The following is an 11694-nucleotide window of genomic DNA, read 5'->3' as shown; positions in this document are numbered from 1 at the left end:
CGGGCACCTCCTACGGCCGGATCAGCAACGCCCTGCGCAACACCGACGGCGCCGCCGAGCTGGACATCCACGCGACCACCTCGTACGGCGACATCCTCGCCCACAGCCTCTGAGCCGGAACCGGATCGTCCAAGGGCGAAGGTCCTTGGACGATTCCCCTCGCCCAATACTTTGACATCTAAGAGTTAGGTATCTAACCTTCACGGCATGATTCTGATAACCGGAGCCACCGGCCACGTGGGCGCCAAGGTGGTGACGCAGCTGGCGGCGCGCGGGCTGCCGGTACGGGCGATGACGCGCCGGCCGGAGGCGGCGACCTTCCCGGCGGGGGTGGAGGTCGTCGCTGGCGACTGCGACGAGCCGGCGAGCCTGGCGAAGGCGTTCGAGGGCGTCGAGCAGGCGTTCCTCATGACGTCCCAGCCGACAGGAAGCCCGAACCTGCACACGGTTGTGCAGGTGGCGGCGGCACAGCGGGCGGGTGTGAAGCACCTGGTGAAGCTGTCGGTGGCGGCAGGCGGCGAAGAGGGGCACGAGCTGGTCGCGGCCTGGCACCGCCGGGACGAGGCGGCAGTCACGGACAGCGGCATCGACCACACGCTGCTGCGGCCGGGACGGTTCATGTCGAACACGTTGGGGTGGAAGCACATGCTCGGCCGGGGCGACACCGTGCACGTGGCGTTCGCCCACCGAGCGTCCACACCGATCGCGCCGGAGGACATCGCGGCGGTGGCCGTGGAGGCGTTCACCAACCCGGCGCTGCGCAACCGGAAGCTGGAACTGTCGGGACCGGAAGTACTTACGCCGGAACAGGAACTCGCCATCGTCGGGGAGGTCCTCGGTCGCCGGCTGACCCTCGTGGAACCGACGACGGCGCAGGCGATCGACGGCATGGTGCGCGGCGGCATGGCCCGCGACCTGGCCGAGAAGATGATCGAGCACGTCCTCGCCGGCGACTACGGCGCGGACGTCTCCCCCGTCGTCGAGCAGGTTCTGGGCCGGCCGGCGACGACCTTCCGCCGCTGGGCGGCCACACACTTCAAGGAGGAATCGTGAACACGGTCGAGGAACTCGAGAACCGCTGGGCCAAGGCCGAGGTCGACGCCGATGTGGCCACTTTGGACGAACTGTCCACCGCCGACTTCACCCTGGTCGGGCCGTTCGGCTTCGTGCTGGACAAGCAGCAGTGGCTGGACCGCTACCGCACCGGCGACCTCGTGACGTCCGAACTGGACTGGCGCGACCGGCTGGTCCGCGAGCTCGGCGACACCGCACTGGTGATCGGCGTGCACGCGCAGCAGGCCGCGTACAAGGGAACGCCCGCGGACGGCCAGTTCCGCGCCACGCACATCTCGGTCCGCACGGACCACGGCTGGCGGTTCGCGGGCATGCACCTCAGCCCGATCGGCCTGCCCGCCTAAGCTCACCGCCATGGGCCGTCCACACCAGCCACCCGTCGGGCTCGCGGTCGCCCGCGCGGCGCGCACCCTCACCCGGGCGTTCGAGGACGCGCTCGCGGCGGCCGGCGGCTCCCAGTCGTCCTGGCTCGTGCTGCTCCAGCTGAAGATCAACCCGGGCGCCACGCAGAAGGACCTGGCCGAGGCGCTGGAGCTGCGCGAGGCGACGATGACCCACCACCTGTCCGGCATGGAGCGGGACGGTCTGATCACCCGCCGGCGCGACCCGGCCAACCGGCGCGTCCACCAGATCGAGCTGACCGAGGCAGGCGAGGCCGCCTTCCACCGGCTGCGCACGGCGGCGACCGAGTTCGACGAGCGGCTACGGGCCGGCGTCGACCCGCAACGCATCGCCGAACTGGGTGACACGCTGGCGACGCTGGTGGCGAACGTGCAGCACGCGGAAAACCACTAGACAACTAACCTTCACCGACGGGTCTGGCGAACCCCCCAGCTCGGGGCCGTACCCTCGGCACATGACGACCCTGGCCGAAGCCTCGGACACCCGTCGGATGACCACATTGATGGACGGACAGCGCGGCATGCCCGCGCAGGTCGCCGTGTACATCTTCGCGATCGTGCCGGCCATCGCGCTGGTCGCCGCGATCCCCGTGCTGTGGGGCTGGGGAGTCGGCTGGGCCGACCTGATCTCGGCGGCGTTCTTCTACACGGTCAGCTGCCTCGGCGTGACCGTCGGTTTCCACCGCTACTTCACCCACGGCTCGTTCAAGGCGGGCCGGGCAATGCGGGTCGCGCTGGCGGTCGCCGGCAGCCTCTCCGTGCAGGGACCCGTGCTGCACTGGGTCGCCGACCACCGCCGCCACCACGCGTTCTCCGACCGTGAGGGCGACCCGCACTCGCCGTGGAACTTCGGCACGTCGCCGGCCGCGCTGGTGCGCGGCTTCTGGCACGCCCACATGGGGTGGATCTTCGACCGGGACCTGACCAACCGCAAGCGGTTCGCGCCGGACATGGAGGCCGACAGGGACATGCGGCTGGTGCACCGCCTGTTCGGCCCGCTGACCGCCGTCACGCTGCTCGCGCCGGCGCTGATCGGCGGCCTGGTCACCTGGTCCTGGTGGGGCGCGGTGACCGGCTTCTTCTGGGCGGGCGTGGTCCGGGTCGCCGTGCTGCACCACGTGACCTGGTCGGTGAACTCGATCTGCCACATGATCGGCGACCGGCCGTTCACCGCGCGGGACCGGTCGGCGAACTTCTGGCCGCTGGCCATCCTGAGCATGGGCGAGGCGTGGCACAACCTGCACCACGCCGACCCGACCTCGGCGCGCCACGGCGTGCTGCGGGGTCAGGTCGACGTGTCGGCGCGGCTGATCTGGATCTTCGAGAAGCTGGGCTGGGTGCACGACGTGCGCTGGCCCAGCACGCGCCGGCTGGCCCGGCTCAGGGCTTGACCAGTCTCAGGGCTTGATCAGCACCTTCAGCGCCTGCCGGTCGTTCATCGCCCGGTAGGCGTCGGGGATCTCGGCCAGCGGCAACGTCCGGTCGAAGACCCGGCCCGGCTGCACGGCGCCGGAGAGCACGTCCGGCAGCAGCTCCTCGATGTAGGCGCGGGCCGGGGCGACGCCGCCGGTGAGGGTGACGTTCCGGCCGAACAGGACGCGGCCGACCGGCCCGTCGGTGTACTGCGGCACGCCGACGCGGCTGATCGCGCCGCCGGGGCGGACCAGGCCCAGCGCCGTCTCGTACGCCCCGAGCGTGCCGACGCACTCCAGCACGTGGAACGCGCCGTCGCCGTTGGTCAGCTCCTTGGCCCTGGCGACGGCTTCCTCGCCGCGCTCCGGCACCACGTCGGTGGCGCCGAACTCGCGGCCCAGGTCCGTGCGGACCTGGTGGCGGCCCAGCAGCACGATCTGCTCGGCGCCCAGCCGCTTCGCCGCCAGCACCGCCGACAGGCCCACCGCGCCGTCACCGATCACGATGACCGTGGAGCCCTTCTCCACCCGTGCGGTGCGGGCCGCGTGGTGGCCGGTGCTGAAGACGTCCGACAGCGTCAGCAGCGACGGCATCAGCTCGTCGTCCTCGCCGACCGGCAGCTTCACCAGCGTGCCGTCGGCCTGCGGCACCCGGACGTACTCGCCCTGGCCGCCGTCGACGCCGTTGAAGCCCCAGCCGCCGCCGTTGCGGCAGGAGCTGTTCAGGCCGGCCTGGCAGTAGTCGCACGTGTTGTCGCACCAGAGGAACGGCGCCACCACGACGTCGCCCTTGGCCAGCGTCGAGACGTCCCCGCCGGCCTCCTCGACCACGCCGATGAACTCGTGCCCGATCCGCCGGCCGCCGTCGATCTCCGGCGCGCTCTGGTACGGCCACAGGTCGCTGCCGCAGACGCAGGATCGGGTCACCCGCACCAGGACGTCGGTCGGCTGCTGGATCGTCGGGTCGGGCACCTCCTCGACCCGGATGTCGCCCTTTCCGTAGAGCAAGGTCGCTCGCATCGGTCACCCCTGTCGTGGAATCCGGATACCCGCCGAATCTACCCGCCGACAACCGCCGATGCCGAATCGCCCGCGACCCTGGAGTTGGTCCAACACCAGGGGTTTCGAGCATTCATCCACAGTGGACACCCCCGCGAGTCGCGCTCTGGGACACACCGAATGTCGGTTTCGTGCAGAAACAAGACCGGGGGCTCAGTTCTGCCGCACAGCGGGTTTCGGTGTGACGCTCGGCGGGACTCGCGGGGTTCTGCCTGAGGCTTACATTCAGTGTGTCTGAGAGCGCGACTCGCGGGGGTTCAGGCCAGCAGGGACTGGTAGGTGAGGGTGCGGAGTTGGGGGCGGAGGGGGTAGGTGCTGGAGGGGAGGAGTTGGGTGAAGAACATCGCCGTCACCTCGTTGACCGGGTCCACCCAGAAGGCGGTGCTGGCGGCGCCGCCCCAGGCGTACTCCCCCGCCGGCCCCAACGTCTTGGCCGCCACCGGATCCACCGTCACGGAGAAGCCCAGCCCGAAACCGACGCCCACATAGGACGTCTCGGCGAACAGGGGCCGGCCGAACGACTCCAGGTCGCCGGGAAGGTGGTTGCGGGTCATCAGATCCACGGCCCGCGGCGACAGCAGCCGCACACCGTCGAGTTCACCGCGCCGCAACAACATCTGCGTGAACCGGTGGTAGTCGTACGCCGTCGACACCAGCCCACCGCCGCCGGACAGGCAGACCGGCCTCGACGTGAACGCCGCGCCCATGGCGTCGTTGCGCAGCAGCCGCCCGGTGCCGGGCGCCGGCGAGTACAGCGCCGCCAACTGGTCGCTGTCGGTCCAGAATCCGGTGTCGGCCATGCCCAACGGCCGGAAGACGTGCTCGGCGAGGAAGGCGTCCAGCGTCTGCCCGGAGACGACCTCGACCAGCCGACCGAGCACATCGGTGGCCACCGAGTAGTTCCACTCCGCCCCGGGCTGGTGCACCAGGGGCATCGACGCGTACGCCTCGCAGGCGCCGGCGAGGTCGACACCGGGAGGCACGCCCCACTCGTACCCGTTGCGGCGGTAGATCCCGTCGACGGCATGCGCGTGGTGGAAGCCGTACGTGAGACCGGCGGTGTGTGTCAACAGGTGCCAGATCCGGATCGGTTCCGTGGCCGGCACGGTGCCGGGCGCGGCCGAGGATCCCTTGGCGTACACCCGCGCCGCCGCGAACTCGGGCAGCCACCGGGAGATCGGGTCGGTCAGCTCGAACTCGCCGCGCTCGAACAACATCATCGCCGCCACGGAGGTGACGGGCTTGGTCATGGAGTAGATGCGCCACCGCGTGTCCGCCCCGACCGGCAGCGCGGCCTCCACGTCCCGCAGCCCGCCCTGGGCCAGGTGCACGACCTCGCCGTGCCGGGTGACCACGGCGAGGTAGCCGGGCAGCCGGCCGTCCTCGACGTAGCGGGCGAAGTGGCGGTCGATGCGCGCGAGCCGCTCGGCGTCGAAGCCGTGCTCGGCGGCATCGGCGGTGATCTTGATGGACACGTCCTGACCTCCCGGATGCTGAGATCATCGAGCCTAGCTCGCGGTACCGCCGACCAGGCGAAACAGGCCCATCCGCGCAACAATTGAGATGCAAGTTGCTGTGGTGTGCAACACGGGTAGTGCGGATAACCCCGTGTTCACATTATCGTCACAAGACCCCGGCCTACCCCCCGGGGACCGCTTCGACCTGCCTCAAGAGGGCAATCGGTCAGCGCACAGCGTCGTGCGTACCAATTTACCCGCCCGTTCCCGGGCCATTTCGAGCACCCCCGCGTCAGACGCACGCCCCCGCGACAGGGCGTCCCACCACGGGAGGGCCGTACAGCCGTGATCCACCACCACCCCCGAATCGGGGGCTTGTACGACGAGCAGTTCGAGCACGACGCGTGCGGCGTGGCCTTCGTGGCCGATCTCGCCGGCAACCGCAGCCACGACATCGTGCGCAAGGCCCTGACCGCGCTGCGCAACCTGGAACACCGGGGCGCCCGCGGCGCCGAGCCGGAGACCGGCGACGGCGCCGGCGTCCTGATCCAGGTGCCGGACGCGTTCTTCCGCGAAGTGACCGGCCTGCCGCTGCCGGCGGAAGGCGGTTACCTGGTCGGCACGGCGTTCCTGCCGGCCGACACCGCCGAACGCGCCGCCGCGGTGGCGACCGTCGAGCGGATCGCCGCCGAGGAGGGCACGAGAGTGCTGGGGTGGCGGGACGTGCCCGTCGACACCGAGCACGTCGGCCCGACGGCGGCGACCACCATGCCGCACTTCGCCCAACTGTTCCTCGCCCCGGTGGACGACGCGGTCCGCGGCCTGCCGCTGGAGCGGATCGCCCTGCGCGTCCGCAAGCGCGCCGAGCACGACGCCGACGTGTACTTCCCGAGCCTGTCCGGGCGCACCCTCGTCTACAAGGGCATGCTCACCGAGCCGCAGCTGGCCCGGTTCTTCCCCGACCTGGTGGACGAGCGGGTCGCCAGCGCCATCGGCCTGGTGCACAGCCGGTTCTCCACGAACACCTTCCCGTCCTGGCCGCTGGCCCACCCGTACCGCTACATCGCGCACAACGGTGAGATCAACACCTTGCGCGGCAACCGGAACTGGATGGACGCGCGGGAGGCGCTGCTCGAGTCCGAGCTGATCCCGGGCGAGCTGGCCGACCTGTTCCCGGTGATCACCCGGGGCGCCAGCGACTCGGCCTCCTTCGACGAGGTGCTGGAGCTGCTTCACCTCGGCGGGCGGTCGCTGCCGCACGCGGTGCTGATGATGATCCCGGAGGCGTGGGAGAACCACACCGAGATGGATCCGGCGCGGCGCGCGTTCTACGAGTTCCACTCGGCCCTGATGGAGCCGTGGGACGGCCCGGCGCTGGTGTCGTTCACCGACGGCAGCCTGATCGGCGCGGTGCTGGACCGCAACGGCCTGCGCCCGGCCCGCTACTGGGTCACCGACGACGGCCTGGTGGTGCTCGGCAGCGAGGCCGGCGTGTTGGAGATCGACCCGGCCAGGGTCGTCCGCAAGGGACGCCTGGAGCCGGGCCGGATGTTCCTGGTCGACACCGCGGCCGGCCGGATCGTGGACGACGAGGAGATCAAGTCCGCGCTGGCCGCCGAGCACCCGTACCAGGACTGGGTGGACGCCGGCATGGTGCGGCTGGCCGAGCTGCCGGCCCGCGAGCGCGAGATCCCCAAGCATGCCGCGCTGGTCACCCGCCAGCAGGTCTTCGGCTACTCCGAGGAGGAGCTCCAGATCCTGCTGCGGCCGATGGCGATCACCGGCGCCGAGCCGATCGGCTCGATGGGCAACGACGCCCCGTTCGCCGTGCTGTCGGACCGCTCGCGCAGCCTGTTCGACTACTTCACTCAGCTGTTCGCGCAGGTGACGAACCCGCCGCTGGACGCGATCCGGGAGGAGCTGGTCACCTCCCTGACCTCCGCGCTGGGCCCGGAGACCAACCTGCTGGCCGCCACGCCCGCGTCCTGCCGCCGGATCTCGCTCGAGTTCCCGGTGCTGGACAACGACGAGCTGGCCAAGCTGGTGCACATCAACGACGACGGCGACATGCCGGGCTATCAGGCGGTCACCGTGCTCGGCCGGTACCGGGTGGACGGCGGCGGCGAGGCGCTGCGGGCCCGGCTGGACGAGATCCGCACCGAGGTGTCGGAGGCGATCGACGACGGCGCGCGCCTGATCGTGCTGTCCGACCGCGGCGCCGACGCCCGCTACGCGCCGATCCCGTCGCTGCTGCTGACCGGCGCGGTGCACCACCACCTCGTACGGGAGAAGACCCGCACCAAGGTCGGCCTCATCGTGGAGGCCGGCGACGCCCGCGAGGTGCACCACATCGCGCTGCTCATCGGCTACGGCGCGGCCGCGGTCAACCCGTACCTGGCGATGGCCACGGTCGAGGAGCTGCCGGACGTCGACGCGCACAAGGCCACCAGCAACCTGATCAAGGCGCTGGGCAAGGGCGTCCGCAAGACGATGTCGAAGATGGGCGTCTCCACGGTGGCCTCCTACACCGGCGCGCAGATCTTCGAGGCGATCGGCGTGGGCGCCGAGGTGATCGACGAGTGCTTCACCGGCACCACCTCGCGGCTGGGCGGCGTCGGCTTCGACGAGATCGCCGAGGAGGTCGCCAAGCGGCACCGCAAGGCGTTCCCGGCCGACGGCGTGCACGCCAGCCACCGCGAGCTGGAGGTCGGCGGCGAGTACCAGTGGCGCCGCGAGGGCGAGGCGCACCTGTTCAACCCGACCACGGTGTTCAAGCTCCAGCACTCCACCCGCAGCCGTCGCTACGACGTCTTCAAGGAGTACACGCGGGCGGTCGACGACCAGGCCGAGCGGCTGATGACGCTGCGCGGGCTGTTCAAGTTCCGTGACGGGGTGCGGTCGCCGGTGCCGATCGAGGAGGTCGAACCGGTCTCCGAGATCGTCAAGCGGTTCGCCACCGGCGCGATCTCCTACGGTTCGATCTCCAAGGAGATGCACGAGGTCCTCGCGATCGCCATGAACCGGCTGGGCGCCAAGTCCAACACCGGCGAGGGCGGCGAGGACGCGGACCGGCTGGACGACCCGGAGCGCTGCTCGGCGATCAAGCAGGTGGCCAGCGGCCGCTTCGGCGTCACGAGCGAGTACCTGGTCTCCGCGCAGGACATCCAGATCAAGATGGCGCAGGGCGCGAAGCCCGGCGAGGGCGGGCAGCTGCCCGGCAACAAGGTGTACCCGTGGATCGCCAAGACCCGGCACTCCACGCCCGGCGTCGGGCTCATCTCCCCGCCGCCGCACCACGACATCTACTCGATCGAGGACCTCGCCCAGCTCATCCACGACCTGAAGAACGCCAACCCGCCGGCGCGGATCGCCGTCAAGCTGGTGTCCGAGGTCGGCGTCGGCACGGTCGCGGCGGGCGTGTCCAAGGCGCACGCGGACGTGGTGCTGATCTCCGGCCACGACGGCGGCACCGGCGCGTCGCCGCTGTCGTCGATCAAGCACGCCGGCGCGCCGTGGGAGCTGGGCCTGGCCGAGACCCAGCAGACGCTGCTGGCCAACCGGTTGCGGGACCGGATCGTCGTGCAGACCGACGGCCAGCTCAAGACCGGCCGGGACGTGATCGTCGCCGCGCTGCTGGGCGCCGAGGAGTTCGGCTTCGCCACCGCGCCGCTGGTGGTGTCCGGCTGCGTGATGATGCGGGTGTGCCACCTGGACACCTGCCCGGTCGGCGTGGCCACGCAGAACCCGGTGCTGCGCGAGAAGTTCAGCGGCAAGGCCGAGTACGTGGTGAACTTCTTCGAGTTCGTCGCCCAGGAGGTCCGGGAGCTGTTGGCGCAGCTGGGTTTCCGGTCGCTGGAGGAAGCGGTCGGGCACGCCGAGCTGCTGGACACCGCCGACGCGGTCGAGCACTGGAAGGCGGCCGGTCTCGACCTGACGCCGATCTTCCACGTGCCCGAGCTGCCGCCGCGCGCCGCCCGGCACCGCACCACCTCGCAGGACCACGGCCTGGACAAGGCGTTGGACAACACGCTGATCCAGCTGGCCGAGGGCGCGCTGGGCTCGGGCGACCGGGTGCGGCTGGAACTGCCCGTGCGCAACGTGAACCGGACCGTGGGCACCATGCTCGGCTCGGAGCTGACGAAGCGCTGGGGCGGCGAGGGCCTGCCGGACGACACGATCGACGTGACGTTCACCGGCACCGCCGGCCAGTCGTTCGGCGCGTTCCTGCCCAGCGGCATCACGCTGCGGCTGGTCGGCGACGCCAACGACTACCTCGGCAAGGGCCTGTCCGGCGGCCGGGTGACCGTGCGGCCGGATCCGTCCGCGCCGTTCACCGCGGAGCAGAACATCATCGCCGGCAACGTGATCGCCTACGGCGCGACCGGCGGCGAGCTGTTCCTGCGCGGCAAGGTCGGCGAGCGGTTCTGCGTGCGCAACTCCGGCGCGCTGGCCGTCGTCGAGGGCGTCGGCGACCACGGCTGCGAGTACATGACCGGCGGCCGTGCCGTGGTGCTCGGCCCGACCGGCCGCAACTTCGCGGCCGGCATGTCGGGCGGCGTCGCCTACGTGCTGGACCTGTCTCCGGTGCGGGTCAACCAGGAGATGGTGGACCTGGACGAGCTGACCGACGAGGACCAGGCCTACCTGCACGAGGTGATCGACCGGCACCGGCGGGAGACGGAGTCGGCGGTGGCGGACCTGCTGCTGGCCGACTGGGAGCTGGCCGTCGGCCGGTTCACCAAGGTGATGCCCAAGGACTACAAGCGGGTGCTGGCCGCGCGGGCCAGCGCGGAGGCCGACGGCAGGGACGTGGACACCGCGATCATGGAGGCCGCTCATGGCTGACCCCAAGGGCTTTCTGACCACGCCGCGGGAGAACGCCAGCCACCGTCCGGTGGACATCCGGATCACCGACTGGCGCGAGGTGTACGAGGAGTTCGGCCACCAGCGGCTGGAGAAGCAGGCCGGCCGGTGCATGGACTGCGGGATCCCGTTCTGCCACCAGGGCTGTCCGCTGGGCAACCTCATCCCGGAGTGGAACACGCTGGTGTGGCGCCAGGACTGGCGTGACGCCATCGAGCGGCTGCACGCCACCAACAACTTCCCGGAGTTCACCGGGACGTTGTGCCCGGCGCCGTGCGAGGCGGCGTGCGTGCTCGGCATCAACTCCGACCCGGTCTCGATCAAGCGGGTCGAGGTGGAGATCATCGACCGGGCCTGGGACGAGGGCTGGGTGACGCCGCAGCCGCCGACGTCGTTGACGGGCAAGAAGGTCGCGGTGATCGGCTCCGGGCCGGCCGGGCTGGCGGCGGCGCAGCAGCTGACCCGGGTCGGGCACTCGGTGGTCGTGTACGAGCGGGCCGACGCGATCGGCGGCCTGCTGCGGTACGGGATTCCCGAGTTCAAGATGGAGAAGCGGCGGCTGGACCGCCGGCTCGACCAGATGCGGGCCGAGGGCACCGAGTTCCGCACCGGCGTGAACGTCGGCGAGGACGTCACGGTGGAGGAACTGCGCGGTTCTTATGACGCGGTGGTTCTCGCCGGCGGCGCCACCGCGTGGCGGGACCTGCCCGTGCCCGGGCGCGAGTTCACCGGCGTGTACCAGGCGATGGAGTACCTGCCGCCGGCGAACCGGGCGTACGCGCAGTCGCCGATCAACGCCGCCGGCAAGCACGTCGTCGTGATCGGCGGCGGCGACACCGGCGCCGACTGCCTCGGCACCGCGCACCGTCAGGGCGCGGCTTCCGTCACGCAGCTGGAGATCATGCCGCAGCCGCCGGAGACGCGGGCCGCGCAGCACCCGTGGCCGACCTATCCCATGCTGTACCGGGTGACGTCGGCGCACGAGGAGGGCGGCGAGCGGCTGTACTCCGTGTCCACGGTGGAGTTCCTCGGCGACGACGACGGTCAGCTGCGGGGCCTCAAGCTCGTCGAGGTCCGGATGGAGGACGGGAAGTTCGTGTCCGTCGAGGGGACGGAGCGGGAGCTGCCGGCCCAGCTGGTGTTGCTGGCCATGGGTTTCGTCGGCCCGCAGCGTGAGGGCTTGGTGACGGAGCTCGGCGTCGACCTGGACCCCCGCGGCAACGTCGCCCGGGACCGGTCCTTCGCCACCAGCGTCGACGGCGTCTTCGTCGCCGGCGACATGGGCCGCGGCCAGTCCCTCATCGTCTGGGCCATCGCCGAGGGCCGTTCCGCCGCAGCCGCGGTGGACACGTACCTCACCGGCCGCGACGTCCTCCCCGCCCCCATCCGCCCCACCGACCGCGCCATCGCCTGACCCCCGCGAGTCGC

At 71.0% G+C, this 11694-nt stretch carries 8 protein-coding genes; 6 read left to right on the top strand and 2 right to left on the bottom strand.

Features of this window, described 5'->3' with window-relative positions:
- Positions 1–207: 207 nt before the first annotated feature.
- The 4 genes from BCF44_RS38540 to BCF44_RS38525 all read left to right on the top strand — a co-directional run bounded on the left by BCF44_RS38540 (position 208) and on the right by BCF44_RS38525 (position 2866).
- Positions 208–1053: an NAD(P)H-binding protein gene (locus BCF44_RS38540; protein ID WP_116179417.1), complete on the top strand. Its 846-nt coding sequence runs from the start codon at positions 208–210 to the stop codon at positions 1051–1053.
- Complete coding sequence (locus BCF44_RS38535) at positions 1050–1418, top strand: nuclear transport factor 2 family protein (protein ID WP_116179416.1); 369 nt, start codon at positions 1050–1052, stop codon at positions 1416–1418. The genes BCF44_RS38540 and BCF44_RS38535 overlap by 4 nt, the downstream gene beginning before the upstream one ends.
- Positions 1419–1428: 10 nt before the next feature.
- Positions 1429–1869 (top strand): MarR family winged helix-turn-helix transcriptional regulator, encoded by a 441-nt coding sequence (locus BCF44_RS38530; protein WP_116179415.1) that lies wholly within the window; start codon positions 1429–1431, stop codon positions 1867–1869.
- Positions 1870–1978: 109 nt separating this feature from the next.
- On the top strand, positions 1979–2866 hold the full coding sequence (locus BCF44_RS38525) for an acyl-CoA desaturase (RefSeq protein WP_379799020.1): 888 nt from the start codon (positions 1979–1981) through the stop codon (positions 2864–2866).
- Positions 2867–2872: 6 nt separating this feature from the next.
- On the opposite strand, the gene BCF44_RS38520 is transcribed toward BCF44_RS38525, so the two are convergent.
- Positions 2873–3907 (bottom strand): zinc-dependent alcohol dehydrogenase family protein, encoded by a 1035-nt coding sequence (locus tag BCF44_RS38520; protein ID WP_116179413.1) that lies wholly within the window; start codon positions 3905–3907, stop codon positions 2873–2875.
- A gap of 296 nt (positions 3908–4203) precedes the next feature.
- Positions 4204–5421, bottom strand: a complete 1218-nt coding sequence (locus BCF44_RS38515; RefSeq protein WP_116179412.1) for a serine hydrolase domain-containing protein — start codon at positions 5419–5421, stop codon at positions 4204–4206.
- Positions 5422–5748: 327 nt separating this feature from the next.
- Between BCF44_RS38515 and gltB the strand changes: the two genes are divergently transcribed.
- Complete coding sequence (gene gltB / locus BCF44_RS38510) at positions 5749–10248, top strand: glutamate synthase large subunit (protein ID WP_116179411.1); 4500 nt, start codon at positions 5749–5751, stop codon at positions 10246–10248.
- A complete protein-coding gene (locus BCF44_RS38505) occupies positions 10241–11680 on the top strand; it encodes a glutamate synthase subunit beta (RefSeq protein WP_116179410.1) in 1440 nt (479 codons plus the stop codon). The genes gltB and BCF44_RS38505 overlap by 8 nt, the downstream gene beginning before the upstream one ends.
- Positions 11681–11694 lie beyond the last annotated feature (14 nt).

Source organism: Kutzneria buriramensis, from assembly GCF_003387475.1.
GTDB classification, from domain to species: domain Bacteria; phylum Actinomycetota; class Actinomycetes; order Mycobacteriales; family Pseudonocardiaceae; genus Kutzneria; species Kutzneria buriramensis.
The sequence above is the reverse complement of the archived record's forward strand: the minus strand, read 5'-3'. Positions and strand labels throughout refer to the sequence as shown.